This window comes from Streptomyces collinus, from assembly GCF_031348265.1.
GTDB lineage: Bacteria > Actinomycetota > Actinomycetes > Streptomycetales > Streptomycetaceae > Streptomyces > Streptomyces collinus.
On sequence record NZ_CP133771.1, the window covers coordinates 433,800 to 451,012 of the forward strand.

The 17,213-nt window shown below is 71.0% G+C and carries 14 protein-coding genes; 10 read left to right on the forward strand and 4 right to left on the reverse strand.

The genetic code is table 11. From position 1 onward, the window contains the following. Positions 1 to 150 precede the first annotated feature (150 nt). On the forward strand, positions 151 to 954 hold the full coding sequence (locus RFN52_RS01940) for a VOC family protein (RefSeq protein WP_161366599.1): 804 nt from the start codon (positions 151 to 153) through the stop codon (positions 952 to 954). A 6-nt stretch (positions 955 to 960) separates the two neighbouring features. On the opposite strand, the gene glgX is transcribed toward RFN52_RS01940, so the two are convergent. Then, positions 961 to 3,114, reverse strand: a complete 2,154-nt coding sequence (gene glgX / locus RFN52_RS01945) for a glycogen debranching protein GlgX (protein ID WP_184854400.1) — start codon at positions 3,112 to 3,114, stop codon at positions 961 to 963. Continuing rightward, positions 3,111 to 3,623: a pep a2 gene (locus RFN52_RS01950; protein WP_184854399.1), complete on the reverse strand. Its 513-nt coding sequence runs from the start codon at positions 3,621 to 3,623 to the stop codon at positions 3,111 to 3,113. Before RFN52_RS01950 ends, glgX begins: the two co-directional genes overlap by 4 nt. A gap of 364 nt (positions 3,624 to 3,987) precedes the next feature. Between RFN52_RS01950 and RFN52_RS01955 the strand changes: the two genes are divergently transcribed. From RFN52_RS01955 to RFN52_RS01980, 6 genes are all read left to right on the forward strand, one after another. Next, a complete protein-coding gene (locus RFN52_RS01955; RefSeq protein WP_184854398.1) occupies positions 3,988 to 4,356 on the forward strand; it encodes a DUF5133 domain-containing protein in 369 nt (122 codons plus the stop codon). A gap of 74 nt (positions 4,357 to 4,430) precedes the next feature. Then, complete coding sequence (locus RFN52_RS01960) at positions 4,431 to 6,428, forward strand: alpha-1,4-glucan--maltose-1-phosphate maltosyltransferase (protein ID WP_184854397.1); 1,998 nt, start codon at positions 4,431 to 4,433, stop codon at positions 6,426 to 6,428. After that, positions 6,425 to 8,143 (forward strand): maltose alpha-D-glucosyltransferase, encoded by a 1,719-nt coding sequence (treS, locus tag RFN52_RS01965; RefSeq protein WP_184854396.1) that lies wholly within the window; start codon positions 6,425 to 6,427, stop codon positions 8,141 to 8,143. Before RFN52_RS01960 ends, treS begins: the two co-directional genes overlap by 4 nt. A gap of 28 nt (positions 8,144 to 8,171) precedes the next feature. Next, positions 8,172 to 9,542, forward strand: a complete 1,371-nt coding sequence (locus RFN52_RS01970) for a maltokinase N-terminal cap-like domain-containing protein (protein WP_184854395.1) — start codon at positions 8,172 to 8,174, stop codon at positions 9,540 to 9,542. A 3-nt stretch (positions 9,543 to 9,545) separates the two neighbouring features. After that, on the forward strand, positions 9,546 to 11,753 hold the full coding sequence (gene glgB, locus RFN52_RS01975) for a 1,4-alpha-glucan branching protein GlgB (RefSeq protein ID WP_184854394.1): 2,208 nt from the start codon (positions 9,546 to 9,548) through the stop codon (positions 11,751 to 11,753). A gap of 110 nt (positions 11,754 to 11,863) precedes the next feature. After that, entirely contained in the window at positions 11,864 to 12,952 is a 1,089-nt protein-coding gene (locus RFN52_RS01980; protein WP_184854393.1) for a glutamate--cysteine ligase 2, read from the forward strand. A gap of 28 nt (positions 12,953 to 12,980) precedes the next feature. Here the strand turns inward: RFN52_RS01980 and RFN52_RS01985 are convergent, their stop codons facing one another. After that, the gene (locus RFN52_RS01985; protein WP_107460137.1) at positions 12,981 to 13,214 is read right to left on the reverse strand and encodes a DUF6480 family protein; all 234 of its coding nucleotides are present in this window, start codon (positions 13,212 to 13,214) and stop codon (positions 12,981 to 12,983) included. Between the two features lie 151 nt (positions 13,215 to 13,365). On the opposite strand from RFN52_RS01985, the gene RFN52_RS01990 reads away from it, so the two are divergent. Beyond that, complete coding sequence (locus RFN52_RS01990) at positions 13,366 to 15,264, forward strand: AMP-dependent synthetase/ligase (protein WP_184854392.1); 1,899 nt, start codon at positions 13,366 to 13,368, stop codon at positions 15,262 to 15,264. 117 nt (positions 15,265 to 15,381) lie between these two features. Then, positions 15,382 to 15,816: an ATP-binding protein gene (locus RFN52_RS01995; protein ID WP_184854391.1), complete on the forward strand. Its 435-nt coding sequence runs from the start codon at positions 15,382 to 15,384 to the stop codon at positions 15,814 to 15,816. A 48-nt stretch (positions 15,817 to 15,864) separates the two neighbouring features. Here RFN52_RS01995 and RFN52_RS02000 read toward each other — a convergent pair whose 3' ends face one another. Continuing rightward, positions 15,865 to 16,272 (reverse strand): PRC-barrel domain containing protein, encoded by a 408-nt coding sequence (locus RFN52_RS02000; RefSeq protein WP_373308629.1) that lies wholly within the window; start codon positions 16,270 to 16,272, stop codon positions 15,865 to 15,867. 309 nt (positions 16,273 to 16,581) lie between these two features. Between RFN52_RS02000 and RFN52_RS02005 the strand changes: the two genes are divergently transcribed. Next, the gene (locus RFN52_RS02005; RefSeq protein ID WP_184854389.1) at positions 16,582 to 16,983 is read left to right on the forward strand and encodes an STAS domain-containing protein; all 402 of its coding nucleotides are present in this window, start codon (positions 16,582 to 16,584) and stop codon (positions 16,981 to 16,983) included. Positions 16,984 to 17,213: the final 230 nt, after the last annotated feature.

The window sequence follows — 17,213 nt, forward strand, 5'->3', positions numbered from 1 at the left end:
GGCCGCCCGGTGCCACCGGGGCGGACCAGGCCGGACGCCGTTTCGGCGCCCCCGCCGGGGTACTCGGCAGGCGCCCACAGCGGTTCCGGTTGGACACTGGTGTCAATCCTCAGGTGGCTGCCAGGCCGACGAGATCAGGACGCGACTGCCATGAACCACGACATGCCCACCTCCTCCGGCACCAAGGACGTCGTCTCATCACACTCCGTGTTCGGCGCGCCCTGCTGGGTGAGCCTGACCAGCCGGGACGTCAAGGCGACCGAGGAGTTCTACGGGGCCGTGCTGGGCTGGCAGTGGCGGCCGGCCAAGCTGGGCGACCGGTTCCGGATCGCGCTGGCGGACGGCTCGCCGGTGGCCGGGATCGCGGGGGTGGCGGCCATGTGGCAGATGGCGGTGGCGTGGACGCCGTACTTCGCGGTGCGCAGCGCGGACGACGCGGCCGCGCGGGTGCAGGAGCGCATGGGCACGGTCGCCGTCGGGCCGATCTCCCTGCCGCCGGGCCGGGCCGCGCTGCTGGCCGACCGTGACGGGGCGACGTTCGGCATCTGGGAGGGCGACCTCTTCACCGACTGGGAGACCTGGCGCAACGCGCAGCCGGCCTTCATCACGCTCCACACCCGTGACGCCTTCGACGCGGCGATCTTCTACGGCGAGGTGCTCGACTGGGCGACGCAGCGCCCCGGCTGCTGCGAGGTCCACTACGAGGGCGGCGAGGTCGTGCTGCGCAGCCGCGGGGACGTGGTGGCCCGGATCGAGTCCGGCGCCCTGGAGGCGGCCCCCGACCCCGCGATCCGGCCGCACTGGCAGGTCCACTTCTCCGTCGACGACGTGGAGGCCTGCGCCCGCGCGGCGGAGCTGCACGGCGGCAGTGTGCTGTCCAAGGGCAGTGACGAGGCGGTGCTGCGGGACCATGACGGCGCGCAGTTCACGGTGACCGCGCGCCGCGGCCGCTGACCCGCGTCACTCCTTCCCGCGCGCCGCCCGTGACGGCCGGGACAGCAGGACCATGCTGCGGGCCCCGACGGTCAGGCCCGTCCCTGCCTTGTACTCCGCCTCGTCCGGTGTGCCCTCCGGGTCGGCCGTGTCGATGAGGGCCGTCCAGCGTTCGCCGTAGGAGGCGTCCGGCAGACGGAAGCCGACCGGCTCCCAGTGGCTGTTGAGGAGCAGCAGGAACGAGTCGTCGACGACCGGGCGGCCCCGCGGGTCGGGTTCGGCGATGGCGTCGCCGTTGAGGAACACGCCGACGGAGTGCGCGTCGCCGCGCTGCCAGTCGTCGTCGGACATCTCGCCGGCGTCCGGCGCCAGCCACATCAGGTCGGGCAGCGGCTGGTCCGCCCGGGTCCGGGTCTCGCCGAGGAAGAAGCGGCGTCGTCGCAGCACGGGGTGCCCGGTGCGCAGCCGGATGAGGTACCGGGTGAACTCCAGCAGGTCGCGCTGTTCCTCGGTGAGCCGCCAGTCGATCCAGGAGATGTCGTTGTCCTGGCAGTAGGCGTTGTTGTTGCCGCCCTGGGTGCGCCCGAGTTCGTCGCCGTGGGAGAGCATCGGGATGCCCTGGGACAGCAGCAGCGTGGCGAGGAAGTTGCGCTGCTGGCGGGTGCGCAGCTCCAGCACCGCCGGGTCGCGGGTCGCGCCCTCGGCGCCGCAGTTCCAGGAGCGGTTGGTGCTCTCGCCGTCCCGGTTTCCCTCGCCGTTGTCCTCGTTGTGCTTGTCGTTGTACGAGACGAGGTCGCGCAGGGTGAAGCCGTCGTGCGCGGTGACGAAGTTGACGCTGGCCCGGGGCCGGCGCCTGCTGTGCCGGTACAGGTCCGGGGAACCCGTCAGACGGGAGGCGAACTCGCCGAGGGTGTGGTCCTCACCGCGCCAGAAGTCGCGGACCGCGTCGCGGTACATGCCGTTCCACTCCGACCACAGCGGCGGGAAGTTGCCCACCTGGTAGCCGCCCTCGCCGACGTCCCACGGCTCGGCGATGAGCTTGACGCGGCTGATCACCGGGTCCTGCTGGATGAGGTCGAAGAACGCCGACAGCCGGTCCACCTCGTGGAACTGCCGGGCGAGCGTCGCCGCGAGGTCGAAGCGGAAGCCGTCGACGTGCATCTCGGTCACCCAGTAGCGCAGCGAGTCCATGATCAGCTGAAGGACGTAGGGGTGCCGCATCAGCAGGCTGTTGCCGGTGCCGGTGGTGTCGTAGTAGTGCCCCCAGTCACCGTCGACCAGGCGGTAGTACGAGGAGTTGTCGATCCCGCGGAAGGACAGGGTGGGGCCCATCTCGTTGCCCTCGGCGGTGTGGTTGTAGACCACGTCGAGGATCACTTCGAGCCCGGCCGCGTGCAGGGTCTTCACCATCTGCTTGAACTCGGCGACCTGCCCGCCGCGGGTGCCGTGGGCGGCGTAGCCGTTGTGGGGCGCGAAGAAGCCGATGGTGTTGTAGCCCCAGTAGTTGGCGAGGCCCCGGTCGTGCAGCACCCCGTCGTGGACGAACTGGTGGACCGGCATGAGCTCCACGGCCGTGACGCCGAGGGAGGTCAGGTGCTCGATGACCGCGGGGTGTGCCAGCCCGGCGTAGGTGCCCCGCAGCTCCTCGGGCACCTCGGGATGGGTGCGGGTCATGCCCTTGACGTGCGCCTCGTAGATCACCGTGTCCGCGTAGGCCCGGCAGGGCCGGGCGTCGTCGCCCCAGTCGAAGGCCGGGTCGGTCACCACGCCGAGCATGGTGTGCCCGGCGCTGTCGGCCGGGTCGGGACCGTCCGGGTTGCGCTCGTAGAGCGAGGGGTGGTTGTCGATCTGCCCCTCCACCGCACGGGCATACGGGTCGAGCAGGAGTTTCGCCGGGTTGCAGCGGTGCCCCGCGGCCGGGGCCCACGGCCCGTGCACCCGGTAGCCGTAGCGCTGGCCGGGGCCGACACCGGGGAGGTAGCCGTGCCAGACGAAGCCGTCGACCTCGTTCAGCGGCACCTGGGTGTGCGTGCCGTCGTCGCCGACGAGGACCAGCTCGACGCGTTCGGCGACCTCGCTGAAGAGCGCGAAGTTGGTGCCCTCCCCGTCGTAGGCCGCACCCAGCGGGTAGGGGCGCCCGCTCCAGGCGGACACCCCTTTCCGAGTCTGCCGGCGCGTCACCGGGCGTCCTCCAGGACCTCGTCCGGAGTGACGGCCGGGGCAGCCAGCTGTGTGACCGGGACCTCGCGGGGCAGATCGAGGCCCTCGCTCTCCCGCGGCGCGGGCGCGGTCGGGACCAGCGGGACCCGTTCGCCGGCGCGGGCGCGCTGCGAGAACCAGATGACCTTGCTGCCGGTCTCGGTGGCGCAGCAGCCCCAGCCGTCGCTCATGGCCGCGAGGTGCTCCAGGCAGCCTCGCAGCTCCTGGTCCGGGCGCAGGGCGCGGTCGTTGTCCCCGATGGCGGTGATCAGGTGCTGCCGGTTCCACCACATCTCGATGGACGTGTTCTTGTCCGTGGCGTGCTCGTCGATGGCGTTGAGCAGCATCTCGGCACCGCCGCAGACGGGCTGGACCAGGTTGTCCAGGTCCCAGAACTTCAGGTGAGCGGCCAGAATGCGGCTGACCTGTCCCACCCGTTCCGGGCTGACTTCCACGTCGAGGTGGTAGTAGCAGGGCACTGCGGTCTTCATCGGTCGGCTCCTCACCGCGAAGCTCAGCTCCTTCTCGCTCCCGCGGTCCTGCGGAACGAGCCCCGAACACGGAACGTGAGCGCCTATCGCTTCTGAGTCACCCACAGCCTGAGGGTGCTAGCCCGTTCGTGCAACACGAGCGCACGGTTGAGGCGGGGGACTGCACAAGTGAGCAGGCAGAAGCCTGCTCGAACGGCCCAGCGGAACCACCACTGGTTGAAGCTCCAACAAGACGCTGTGTCGCCTCACGTGCACCATGTGTGAAGAACTCGATCGCCGTTACGGGTCCGCGCCGCTGTGTGCACGGCCGCCGTCCGACCGTCGGGAGACCGTGCCCCTCGAGCCCCGAAAGGTGATCGGCGCCATGCTGCTACCCGCCAAAGCCGAAGTCGCCCGGCAGTTGCGGCGTTACCGGGCCTGGGAACGCGTAATGCTCGCGGCACCGAACGACCGCACGGTGCGGACCACCTTCGAGGACTCCGGCTACACGCTCTGCGTGCTGATGGGCAAGCGCTGCGCGCGGGAGGCCGCGGACGCGGCCGAACGGTACCTGCGCACCAACCACGTCACCTACCTGCAGGAACAGCAGATCACCTGCCTCCAGGAGCAGCACATCGCCTGTGCGCAGGAACCGGCCGAACGGCCCCGCCCGGCCACTGCGGTCAGACGAAGACCGCCGGCGGCTGAGCGCAGATCCCCCGCTCCCGAGCGGAGATCCACAGCGGGAAGGTGACGCCCTTCCCGCACATCCAGTCCCTGAACCGGGCCCACGCGGCCCGGCTTTCGAGCACGGTGGAGGTGAGGACCATGACGAGGACCCGGGCCATCGGCCGTATCCCGGTGAGGGACGTCCGCCCGGCCGTGGAGGGCGGCAACCGGCCGGCGAAGGCGGTCGTGGGTGAGACGTTCGAAGTCACCGCCACCGTGTTCCGGGAGGGCCACGACGCGGTGGCGGCCCATGTCGTCCTGAAGGATCCCGAGGGCCGGCCCGGCCCCTTGACGCCGATGCGCGAGCTCGTCCCCGGCAGCGACCGCTGGGGCGCCGAGGTCACCGCGGACGCCGTCGGCCGCTGGTCCTACCGGGTGGAGGCCTGGAGCGATCCGGTGGCCACCTGGCGCCGCACGGCGGGCATAAAGATCCCGGCGGGCATCGATCCGGGCCTGGTCCTGGAAGAGGGCGCGGAACTGTACGAGCGGGCAGCGGCCGGCGTGCCGAAGGAAGCCGGCCGCGCCGTGCTGCTCACCGCGGCGCGGGCCCTGCGCGACGACCTGCTGCCCACGGCGGACCGGTTCGCGGCGGCGCTGACGCCGGAGGTGGACGCGGTCCTGGCGCGGCATCCGTTGCGGGATCTGGTGACCAGCAGTGAGCCGTTGCCGTTGCTGGTGGAGCGGGAGCGGGCGCTGTACGGCTCCTGGTACGAGTTCTTCCCGCGTTCGGAGGGCACCCGCGAGCAGCCGCACGGCACGTTCGCCACCGCGGCCCGCAGGCTGCCGGCGATCGCGGCGATGGGCTTCGACGTGGTCTACCTGCCGCCGATCCACCCCATCGGCACCACCTTCCGCAAGGGCAAGAACAACACCCTCTCCCCCGGCCCCGACGACGTCGGTGTGCCCTGGGCGATCGGTTCGCCCGAGGGCGGTCACGACGCGGTGCACCCCGCTCTGGGGACGCTGGAGGACTTCGTCGCCTTCGTGCGGCGGGCGCGGGAGCTGGGCATGGAGGTGGCACTGGACTTCGCGTTGCAGTGCTCCCCGGACCATCCCTGGGTGCAGAAGCATCCGGAGTGGTTCCACCACCGCCCCGACGGCACCATCGCCTATGCGGAGAACCCGCCGAAGAAGTACCAGGACATCTACCCCATCGCCTTCGACGCGGACATGGACGGTCTGGTCGCCGAGACGGTGCGGGTGCTGCGGCACTGGATGGACGCCGGGGTGCGGATCTTCCGGGTGGACAATCCGCACACCAAGCCGGTGGTGTTCTGGGAGCGGGTGATCGGGGAGGTCAACCGCACCGACCCGGATGTGATCTTCCTGGCCGAGGCGTTCACGCGTCCGGCGATGATGCACACCCTGGCCCAGATCGGTTTCCAGCAGTCGTACACGTACTTCACGTGGCGCAACACCAAGCAGGAGCTGACCGAGTACCTCACGGAGCTGTCGGGTGAGGCCGCCTCCTACATGCGGCCGAACTTCTTCGCCAACACCCCCGACATCCTGCACGCCTACCTCCAGCACGGGGGCCGGCCCGCCTTCGAGGTCCGGGCCGTGCTCGCGGCGACGCTGTCGCCGTCCTGGGGCATCTACTCCGGCTACGAGCTGTGTGAGAACACCCCGCTGAAGGAGGGCAGCGAGGAGTACCTGGACTCGGAGAAGTACCAGCTCAGGCACCGTGACTGGGCCACCGCCGAACGCGAGGGCCGCACCATCACCCCGCTGCTCACCCGGCTCAACACCATCCGGCGGGAGCACCCCGCGCTGCACCGGCTCAGGAACCTCCGCTTCCACCACACCGACAACGACGCGCTCATCGCGTACAGCAAGCGCGGCGGATCCGATGCCGTCCTGGTGGTCGCCAACCTCGACCCCCACCACGCCCAGGAGGCCACGGTCTCGCTGGACATGCCGCAACTCGGCCTGGACTGGCACGAGTCGGTGGAAGTACGCGACGAGCTCACCGGCGAGACCTACCGCTGGGGGCGCAACAACTACGTGCGGTTGGAGCCGGGGCGGGCTCCCGCGCACGTCTTCCACGTCCAGTCCCCGCCCGCCGCGCACGCGATCGGAGGGGCAGGACCGACATGACCGTGAACGAGCCCGTACCGGACACCTTCGAGGACACTCCCGCACGGGACAGGGACCCCGACTGGTTCAAACGCGCCGTCTTCTACGAGGTGCTCGTCCGCTCGTTCCAGGACAGCGACGGCGACGGCGTCGGGGACCTCAAGGGCCTCACCTCCAAGCTCGACTACCTCCAGTGGCTCGGCGTCGACTGCCTGTGGCTGCCGCCGTTCTTCAAGTCCCCCCTGCGCGACGGCGGCTACGACGTCTCCGACTACACGGCCGTGCTGCCGGAGTTCGGCGACCTCGCGGACTTCGTGGAGTTCGTCGACGCCGCCCACCAGCGCGGCATGCGCGTGATCATCGACTTCGTCATGAACCACACCAGCGACCAGCACCCCTGGTTCCAGGAGTCGCGCAAGGACCCCGACGGGCCCTACGGCGACTACTACATGTGGGCCGACGACGACAAGGGCTACCCGGACGCGCGGATCATCTTCGTCGACACGGAGACCTCGAACTGGACCTTCGACCCGGTGCGCGGCCAGTACTTCTTCCACCGCTTCTTCTCGCACCAGCCGGACCTCAACTACGAGAACCCGCGGGTCCAGGAGGAGATCCTGGCCGCGCTGAAGTTCTGGCTGGACCTGGGCATCGACGGGTTCCGGCTGGACGCGGTCCCCTATCTCTACGCGGCCGAGGACACCAACTGCGAGAACCTGCCCGCCACGCACGCGTTCCTCAGGCGGGTCCGGCGCGAGATCGACGCCCTGTACCCGGACACGGTGCTGCTGGCGGAGGCCAACCAGTGGCCCGAGGACGTCGTCGACTACTTCGGCGACTACCCCAGCGGCGGCGACGAGTGTCACATGGCGTTCCACTTCCCCGTCATGCCGCGCATCTTCATGGCCGTCCGGCGGGAATCCCGCTACCCGGTCTCCGAGATCCTGGCCAAGACCCCGGCCATCCCCTCGGGCTGCCAGTGGGGCATGTTCCTGCGCAACCACGACGAGCTGACGCTCGAAATGGTCACCGACGAAGAGCGCGACTACATGTGGGCCGAGTACGCCAAGGACCCCCGCATGCGCGCCAACATCGGCATCCGCAGGCGCCTCGCCCCGCTGCTGGACAACGACCGGCACACCATCGAACTGTTCACCGCGCTGCTGCTCGCCCTGCCCGGCTCGCCGATCCTGTACTACGGCGACGAGATCGGCATGGGCGACAACATCTGGCTCGGCGACCGGGACGCCGTCCGCACGCCGATGCAGTGGACACCCGACCGCAACGCCGGCTTCTCCACCTGCGACCCGGGCCGCCTCTGCCTCCCGGCGATCATGGACCCGGTCTACGGCCACCAGGTGACCAACGTCGAGGCGTCGATGTCGTCGCCGTCGTCGCTGCTGCACTGGACCCGCCGCATGATCGAGATCCGCAAGCAGAACCCCGCCTTCGGACTGGGCTCGTACACCGAACTGCCCTCCTCCAACCCCGCGGTGCTGGCGTTCCTGCGCGAGTACGAGGACGACCTGGTGCTGTGCGTCAACAACTTCGCGCGGTTCGCGCAGCCCACCGAGCTCGACCTGCGCGAGTTCGCGGGGCGGCACCCGGTGGAGCTGTTCGGCGGGGTCCGCTTCCCCGCCATCGGCGAGCTGCCCTATCTGCTGACCCTCGGGGGCCACGGCTTCTACTGGTTCCGGCTCAATCGAGTCGCATCCCGCATCGGCCGGCGACTGTGAGCCTGCGCCGAGACAAGGAGGCGTGACCATGCCGAAGACCGCATCCCTGCGCCCGGACCTCCCGCGCCTGGCCGAGCCCATGGAGTCGCTCGGCGGGCTGCTGCGCGACTGGCTGCCCCGGCAGCGCTGGTTCGCGGGCAAGGACCGGCCCGTCACGGAGCTCGGCCTGCTGTCGATGACCGAGCTCTTCCCGGGCTGTCTGCATCTCGTGGTCCACGCCGGTCACGCCGGCCACACGGGCGTGCCCTCGCCCGGTGGCGCTCCTCCGGCGGGCGACTGCTACCAGCTGCTGCTCGGCGTACGGGAGCATCCGGCGCCGCGGCTCGGGCGGGCGCTCATCGGGCGGGTCCAGGACGGGCCGCTGGCCGGGCTGACGGTCTACGACGCGCTGCACGACCCCCGTTCGGCCCAGCTCCTGCTGGACCGGCTGCGGCACCCGGGCTCCGCGGGGCCCCTGCGCTTCGACTGCGACCCAGATCACCAGGTGCCCGCGGGGCTGGTGCCGCGGCTGCTGGACGCCGAGCAGTCCAACTCCTCGCTGGTGTACGGCGACGAGTACATCCTGAAGGTCTTCCGGCGCATCCAGCCGGGCGTCAACCCGGACCTGGAGGTGCCGGGCGCGCTGGCCCGCCAGGGCTGTCACCGAGTGCCCGCGCCCGTGGCCTGGTTCCAGACGGACCATCCGTTCAAGGCCACCCTCGGCGTGCTCCAGCCGTATCTGCGGGACGCCTCCGACGGCTGGACGCTGGGGCTGAACGCGCTGGCCGCCGGGGACGACTTCACCGTCCAGGCCCGGGCGCTGGGCGCGGCCACCGCTGAGGTGCACCTGGCGCTGGCGTCGGCGTTCCCCGTCGGCGGGCCCGGGGAGAACGGGCAGACGGCGGCCGCGATGACCGAGCGGCTGGACGCCGCCGCGCACTGCGTGCCCGCGCTGCAGCCGTTCGTGCCGGGCCTGCGGACCGCGTTCGCCGCGCTCACCGGCTGCGACCCCGGGCCGCCCGCCCAGCGCATCCACGGCGATCTGCACCTGGGCCAGGTGCTGCGGGCCGGGCGCGAGTGGTTCGTCATCGACTTCGAGGGCGAGCCGTCCCGGCCGCTCTCCGAACGGCGCAGCGCCCACTCCCCGGTGCGGGACATCGCCGGGATGCTGCGTTCCTTCGACTACGCCGCCCGGCAGCGCCGCCCCTGGCGCCCGGAGTGGGCCCGCCGCTGCCGCGAGGCCTACTGCGCGGGCTACACCGCCCGCGCCGGCTGGGACCCCCGCAAGAAGCACGGACTGCTCCGCGCCTATGAGACGGACCGGGCCGTGTACGAGGTGCTGTACGAGGCACGGCACCGCCCCGACTGGCTGCCTGTACCGATGGCGGCGATCGAGCGCCTCGCCGTGAGAGGAGACTGAGCCGTGGCCCTGCGCGACACCTCAATCCCGGAGCCGTCCGGCCCGGTCCCGAGCACGACCGCACCCGCCCTGAGCCCCGAGGACCGCGGGCGCCTGCTGGCGGGCGCGCACCACGATCCGCACGCGCTGCTGGGCGCCCACCCGGTCCCGGGCGGGATCGTGTTCCGGGCGCTGCGCCCCTTCGCCCGCTCCGTGAGCGTCGTGATCGGCGGCAGGCGCACCGCCCTCGTCTCCGAGGGGGACGGTCTCTTCTCGGGCGTGCTGCCGCTGGACACGGTCCCCGCGTACACGCTGCACGTGGCGTACGAGGAGGGTGAGCAGGAGACGCCCGACCCGTACCGCTTCCTGCCCGCGCTCGGCGAGCTCGACCTGCACCTGATCCGCGAGGGCCGGCACGAGGAGCTGTGGACGGCCCTCGGCGCGCAGCCCATGACCCACGAGGGCGTCGAGGGCACCCGGTTCACCGTGTGGGCTCCGAACGCGCAGGGCGTGCGGGTGGCCACGGACTTCACCCACTGGGACGGGACCCAGTTCCCGATGCGGTCCCTGGGCGCCTCCGGTGTGTGGGAGCTGTTCCTCCCGGGTGTCGGCGAGGGCACCGCGTACAAGTTCGAGATCCACTCCCGGCACGGGCACCGCTTCCTCAAGGCCGACCCGATGGCACGCCGCTGCGAGGAGCCGCCCAACACGGCGTCGATCGTGACGGCCTCGCACTACGAGTGGGGCGACGGCGAGTGGATGGCGCACCGCGCCGACACGCCCGTGCACGAGGCGCCGTTCTCGGTGTACGAGGTGCACCTGGCGTCCTGGCGGCCGGGGCTGACCTACCGGCAGCTCGCCGAGGAACTCCCGGCGTACGTGAAGGACATGGGCTTCACCCACATCGAACTGATGCCGGTCGCCGAGCACCCCTTCCACGGCTCCTGGGGCTACCAGGTCACCGGGTTCTACGCGCCGACGTCCCGGCTCGGCACACCGGACGACTTCCGCTTCTTCGTCGACGCCTGCCACCGGGCCGGCATCGGCGTGATCATGGACTGGGTGCCGGCGCACTTCCCGAAGGACGACTGGGCGCTGGCCCGGTTCGACGGGGAGCCGCTGTACGAGCCCGGTGACGACCGTCGCGCGGAGCACCCGGACTGGGGCACGTACGAGTTCGACTTCGGCCGCACCGAGGTGCGCAACTTCCTGGTCGCGAACGCCGTGTACTGGTGCGAGGAGTTCCACATCGACGGGCTGCGCGTGGACGCCGTCGCCTCGATGCTCTACCTGGACTACTCGCGCGAGGACGGGCAGTGGGAGCCCAACGCCTACGGCGGCCGGGAGGACCTGGCGGCGATGGGGTTCCTCCAGGAGATGAACGCGACCGTGTACCGGCGGGCCCCGGGCGTGGTCACCATCGCGGAGGAGTCCACCGCCTGGGGCGGGGTGACCCGGCCGACCGACACCGGCGGGCTCGGCTTCGGGCTGAAGTGGAACATGGGCTGGATGCACGACTCGCTGGAGTACGTCGCGCACGAGCCGGTGCACCGCAAGTACCACCACCACGAGATGACGTTCTCGATGGTGTACGCCTACAGCGAGAACTACGTCCTGCCGATCTCCCACGACGAGGTCGTGCACGGCAAGCAGGCGCTGGTGTCGAAGATGCCCGGCGACTGGTGGCAGCGGCGCGCCACCCACCGGGCCTACCTCGGCTTCATGTGGGGGCACCCCGGCAAGCAGCTGCTGTTCATGGGGCAGGAGTTCGCGCAGGGCGCCGAGTGGTCGGTGGAGCACGGCCCGGAGTGGTGGCTGCTCGACGACGGCTACCACTCGGCGGGCGACCACCGGGGCGTGCTCGATCTGGTGCGCGACCTGAACTCGGCGTACCGGGCGACTCCGGCGCTGTGGCAGTGCGACACCCGCCCGGAGGGTTTCCGCTGGGTGGCGGTGGACTCGGCCGACGACAACGTCTTCGCGTTCCTGCGCTACGACGCCGAAGGCAGGCCGCTGCTCGCGGTGTCGAACTTCTCCCCCGTGGTCCGGCAGGACTACCGCCTGTGGGTGCCGGGCGACGTCGTCGCCTGGGAGGAGTGCCTCAACACCGACGACACACGCTACGGCGGCAGTGGCGTCACCAACCCGGATCCGGTCAAACCGGAGGACGGCCATGTCCGGATCACGCTGCCCCCGCTGGCCACGGTGTGGCTGACGCCGTTCGCCGGGTGAAGTCCCGCCGTCCTACCAGGTGTCCTCCCCGCTGAGAGGGGCACTGGGGGTCGTACCACCGGGAGCACCCGGTGGTACGACGCGGCAGGGCACAGAAGGGCGGGCATCAGGTGCGCACCGTGGGAGTGGAGGAGGAACTCCTCCTGGTCGATCCGGAGACCGGGGAACCGCGGGCGCAGTCCGCAGCGGTGCTCGCCCGGGCGGAGAAGAACGGCGCGGATCAGGACGTGTTCGAGAAGGAACTCCACGAGCAGATGCTGGAGTTCGCCACGCACCCCCAGTCGTCCATGGAGAGCCTGCGCGCGGAGATCGTCCGCTGCCGCACGGAGGCGGCGCGGCACGCGGAGGAGATCGGCTGCACCGTGGCGGCACTCGCCACCTCACCGCTGCCGGTGAGCCCCGCCGTCGGCTTCGGCCGGCGCTACCGGTGGATGGCGGAGCAGTACGGCATCGCCACCCGGGAGCAGCTCGTCATGGGCTGCCACGTGCACGTGTCGGTCGAGTCCGACGAGGAGGGCGTCGCGGTCGTCGACCGGCTGCGGCCCTGGCTCCCGGTGCTGCGGGCGATCAGCGCGAACTCGCCTTTCTGGCAGGGCAAGGACACGGGCTACAACAGCTACCGCAGCCGGGTGTGGCTGCGCTGGCCGTCGGCCGGCCCGACCGAGATCTTCGGCTCGGCCGAGCGGTACCACCGTCTGATCTCGGACATGGTGGCCACCGGGGCCATCCTCGACGACGGGATGATCTACTTCGACGCGCGGCTGTCGCAGCGGTACCCGACCGTGGAGCTCCGCGTCTCGGACGTCTGTCTGCATTCCGGCACGGCCGTGCTGATCGCCACGCTGGTGCGGGGGCTGGTCGAGACCGCCGCGCGTGAGTGGCGAGCCGGCTGTGAGCCTCTCGACCACAGCGTCAGTCTGCTGCGGCTGGCCGACTGGCAGGCGGCGCGGTCCGGACTCGCGGGCGAGCTGCTGCACCCCGCGACCATGCGGCGGATGCCCGCCGAAGCCGTCGTCCGCGCCCTGCTGGGTCACGTCGAGGAGGCCCTCGACGGTACGGGCGACCTGGCGCGGGCCGAGGCCGCCTGTGACGAGCTGCTGCGGGAGGGCAACGGGGCTCAGGTGCAGCGCGCGCTGATGGAGCGCACGGGGAATCTGCGGGACGTCGTCACCGAATGCGTCCGCCGTACGCAAGCGTGAGGCGTCCCGGCATGCCCGGACGGTGGGCTCAGAGGATCAGAACGAGGGCGTAGGCCAGGAAGAACGCCGCGATCAGCACGGTGACGACGATGATCACGGTCAGCGGGGCCTTGGCCCAGCCCTTGGTGGGGTTGTGCGTCTCGCGGGGCAGCGTCTCCGGCATGCTGCTCTCCGCGGGCGGGGTCTCGCCCGGCGGTACACCGCCGCCGGGTTCCAGACCTGGGGTGCGTTCGGGTTCGGGATCGGGGCTGATGTGAGTCATGCCGTCCGGGTCCCCCGATCACGCCGAGATCATCAGCGGGTCCAGTTCCGTATTTTCCGACCCCGAAGGGTCTCGACTCGACTACATTCGAGCACCGCCGATGACGGTACCCGTCGGCAATGTCACACCCCGTACACGTCAGGAGCAGTGCATGCGCGACCTCGCCGTCGCTCCCCCGGCCGTGGCGCCCCTGACCGGCGGGCTCGCCGACAGCGTCTTCGAGACGGCGGACCGTGAACCGGCCCGGCCGATGCTCGCCCGCCGGGCCGACCCCGCCTCCGCGACCTGGGAGGAGGTGACGGCGATCGAGCTGCGCGACGAGGTGGTGGACGCCGCCAAGGGGCTGATCGCCTCGGGGATCGCGCCGGGCCATCGCGTGGCGATCATGGCGCGCACCCGGTTCGAGTGGACGATCCTGTGCTACGCACTGTGGGCCGTGGGCGCCGAGGTCGTCCCGGTCTACCCGACGGCGTCACGCGACCAGGTGGAGTGGATCCTGCGGGACGCGGGGTGCGTGGCCGTGGTCGTCGAGGACGAGCAGGGCGTCATGACCGTCGGCTCGGTGTGCGCGTCGCTTCCGCTGCTGCGCCACGTCTGGCAGCTGGACGCGGGCGCCCTGGCGGACCTGATGGTGCGCGGCGAGCTGATCCCGCTCGCCACGGTCGACTCGATGCGCCGCATCGTGCTGCCGGACTCCACGGCCGTCATCGCCTACACCTCCGGCACCTCCGGCCATGCCATGGGCTGCGCGCTCAGCCACCGCAACCTCGCCGGCCCCTGCGACACGCTGCTGGCGGGCTGGGGCCACACGGCGGCGGCGCGCGGGGAGCAGGGCTCCGTGCTCGCGTTCCTGCCCTTCTCCCATGTGTACGGGCTGATGATCCAGGGGCTGTGCGTGCGCGGCGGGCTGCTGATGGGACACCAGGCCGATCTCAGCGGGGAGGCGCTGTCCGCGGCGCTGCGGTCGTTCCGGCCCACGTACCTCTACGCGGTTCCGTCGGTCCTGGAGAAGATCTACAAGAACTTCCTGCGCACCGCTCAGCAGGGCGGCCACGGCGCCCTCTTCGAGCGGGCCGCCGGGACCGCCCGGGACTTCGCCGCGGCCCTGGAGCGCCAGCGGCTGGGCCGCGGCCGCGGGCCCGGCTTCGACCTGCGGCTCCAGCACGCGCTGTACGAGCGCACGGTGTACCGCAGGCTGCGGGCCGCGCTGGGCGGACGGGTGCGGCGGGCGACCTCCGGCGGTTCCCCCCTCAGCCGCGAGCTGTCCCTCTTCTACGAGGGCATCGGCATCTACGTGCACGACGGGTACGGCCTGACGGAGACCGCGGGCGGGGTGACGATGCAGCCGCTCGGCCGGGAGAAGTCCGGGACGGTCGGGCAGGCCCTGCCGGGCATGGAGATCCAGGTGGCCGAGGACGGGGAGATCCTGGTGCGGGGGCCCTCGGTGTTCCAGGGATACGTGGGCGACCAGGCCGCCACCCGGGCCGCGCTGCGCGGCGGGTGGCTCGCCACCGGCGACCTCGGGCAGCTGGACACGGAGGGCTATCTGACGATCACCGGCCGCAAGAAGGACATCATCATCACCAGCAGCGGCAAGAGCGTCGCCCCGCTGGCACTGGAGCAGCGGCTGCGGATGCACCCGCTGATCCACCAGGCGGTCGTGGTCGGGGACAACCGGCCCTGCGTCGGCGCCCTGATCACGCTGGATCCGGAGTTCCTGGCGCACTGGCGGGCCGGGCTGGCGATGCAGGGCGAGATGCGGGAGGCCCGGGAGGAGAACGCGCTGCGGGAGGAGGTCGCGCGGGCCGTGGCCGCGGCCAACAGCGTCGTGTCGCCGTCGGAGTCGATCCGGGTGTTCCGGGTTCTGCCGGAGTCGTTCGACGTGACCAACGGGCTGCTCACGCCGTCGATGAAGCTGCGCCGGGACGAGATCGTGCGGCACTACGCTTCCGAGATCGACGCCATGTACCAGTCGCGGAGGCGTCCCGGGCGGCCGAGCACCCCGGACGAACCGTCGAACTGGGACGATTCCGACAACGTGTTCCGCTGAGCGTGCGGCCGGACGCGTAGGCCTCGTCCCCTCGGGAACACGCAACAGTGGCGACGCAAGAGAAAGGACGACAGCCCTGACGACAGCCGTAGCTGACGCCCGGGCCGGAAAGGCGATATGTCAACCGAGCCGCGTGGGGACGACGCCCTGACCTCCGAGGAGATCCCGAGCCGCACGAACAGCTTCGTGGGCGAGCCGCATGACGTGACAGGCGCGCGGCTGGCCGCGGAGGAGTTCTTGCGTGATCTGGCACGCTCCTCCCCGCCCTCTGCCCCCGAGTACTGGGACGACATCCTGCTGGTGGTGACGGAACTGGCCGCCAACGCGGTCCAGTACGCCCCGGGTCCGTTCGCGCTGCGCATGCGCCGGACGTTCGACGGGGTGCATGTGGTCCTGCACGACACCAGCACCACCGAGCCGGCCCCTCGCCCCTTCGATCCGCGCAATGGCGGCGGGGGCATCGGCTGGCATCTGATCCACACGCTGTGCGACCAGGTCAGCGTGGTGGCCGACGACCGGGGCAAGGACGTACACGTCTTCATGCCCTGGTGAGCCGGGCGTGTCACGGGCGCGGCGCGCCCGTGACCGGCTCGGAACGGCTCAGACCGCGGCCGCCTCGCGTGGCGGCAGCCGGTCGTAGTAGTCACCCACGGCCCGCAGGTACTCCCGGTCCCTGGTCTCGCTGTCGGTCTGGAAGCGCGGCGCCGCCTTGGTGTCTCCCCTGCTGCACGCCAGGGTGACCTTCCTCCCCGGTATGTCGATGCCGGTGACGACCCCGGCCGGTACCAGGACACTGCGGCCGAACACCCAGACGCCGGTGTCGACGACCAGGTGCCGCATGTCGTGCGGGGCGGCCTCCCGGTCCACGTGCCCGATCGTGCCGTCGGTCGCGGCGACGGCGAAACCGGTCAGGTCCTGCCCCTCCGTGTGACCGCTGTCCGGCGCGTACGACCAGATTCTGTCGATGGCCACGCTGCCCCATCCTCCCTGGCGATGTGCGGATCGCATCTTCTCCGGCGGGCGCCTCGCGCCCGCCCCGTCCCACAGCAGCAATTACCCTCCTGCCGCAAGCGCATTCGGCGCACACGCCTGCGACCGCATGCGACTTCCGGCGGCCGGTCCCGGCGATGTTCCGCCGAGCGGGCATGGAGGTCGGTTTCCGGGGTAATCGCGGGGGCGCGGTGACATCCGAGTCCGTCGGTGAAGGGAGGCGCATGAGAAACGGAATTCGAGTCCGGAGAACGACCGGGATCCCCTCGCACCGCGGTCATCCCCAGAGGTGACCAGCCCAGGCCGTAGTACTTGTTGGAGGTATCCGTGCCCCTCGCCCAGAACCCGCTGTCCGTGGAAGTCGAAGTGCCCCGGGAGGACGTGGCCCTGATCACGGTCGACGGCTACCTGGACGTCGACACCGCGACCGAGTTCCAGGCCCATCTGGCCAACCAACTCCACCACGGCCGACGGCACTTCCTGCTCGACCTGTCGTCCGTCCCCTTCATGGACTCGTCCGGCATGAACATCATCCTGCGGGTGTACCAGGAGACCCGTAAGACCGAGGGCAGCGTGCACGTCATCAGCCCGGCACCGGCCGTGCGGCGCATCCTCGACCTGACCGGCGTCAGCATCACCGTGCCGATATCGGAAACTGTCGACGAGGCCCTGGCCCGTGTCGACGAAGGGCCGCAGCAGCCCGGCGAGCCGGAGGGGCCGAACGTCTGACGGTCCGGGTGCACCACAGGGCAGGGCGCCGGCGAAGGCCGGTGGCCCGGTGCCCTGGCTCCGCCCTGCCCGGACGACGGCTCACTGTGCGCACGCCGCTGACGGCGGCTAAGACCGCCGGCCCCCTGAACCGGATCACTTGCGCCGGAGCAGGTGTTGTACGAGGTCGGCGCATGGTTAGAGTTGTCGCCCGGCAAGTGTCACATCGCCGTCTCGTTGCCAGAAGCGGG

What these genes read in the sequence shown, in the direction of transcription:
- RFN52_RS01940 (WP_161366599.1), top strand. Translation starts at nt 151, where the DNA reads ATGAACCACGACATGCCCACCTCCTCCGGCACCAAGGACGTCGTCTCA.
- RFN52_RS01955 (WP_184854398.1), top strand. Translation starts at nt 3,988, where the DNA reads ATGCTGCTACCCGCCAAAGCCGAAGTCGCCCGGCAGTTGCGGCGTTAC.
- RFN52_RS01990 (WP_184854392.1), top strand. Translation starts at nt 13,366, where the DNA reads ATGCGCGACCTCGCCGTCGCTCCCCCGGCCGTGGCGCCCCTGACCGGC.
- RFN52_RS01985 (WP_107460137.1), bottom strand. Translation starts at nt 13,214, where the DNA reads ATGACTCACATCAGCCCCGATCCCGAACCCGAACGCACCCCAGGTCTG.
- RFN52_RS01995 (WP_184854391.1), top strand. Translation starts at nt 15,382, where the DNA reads ATGTCAACCGAGCCGCGTGGGGACGACGCCCTGACCTCCGAGGAGATC.
- RFN52_RS01950 (WP_184854399.1), bottom strand. Translation starts at nt 3,623, where the DNA reads ATGAAGACCGCAGTGCCCTGCTACTACCACCTCGACGTGGAAGTCAGC.
- RFN52_RS01970 (WP_184854395.1), top strand. Translation starts at nt 8,172, where the DNA reads ATGCCGAAGACCGCATCCCTGCGCCCGGACCTCCCGCGCCTGGCCGAG.
- treS (WP_184854396.1), top strand. Translation starts at nt 6,425, where the DNA reads ATGACCGTGAACGAGCCCGTACCGGACACCTTCGAGGACACTCCCGCA.
- RFN52_RS02000 (WP_373308629.1), bottom strand. Translation starts at nt 16,272, where the DNA reads ATGCGATCCGCACATCGCCAGGGAGGATGGGGCAGCGTGGCCATCGAC.
- RFN52_RS01960 (WP_184854397.1), top strand. Translation starts at nt 4,431, where the DNA reads ATGACGAGGACCCGGGCCATCGGCCGTATCCCGGTGAGGGACGTCCGC.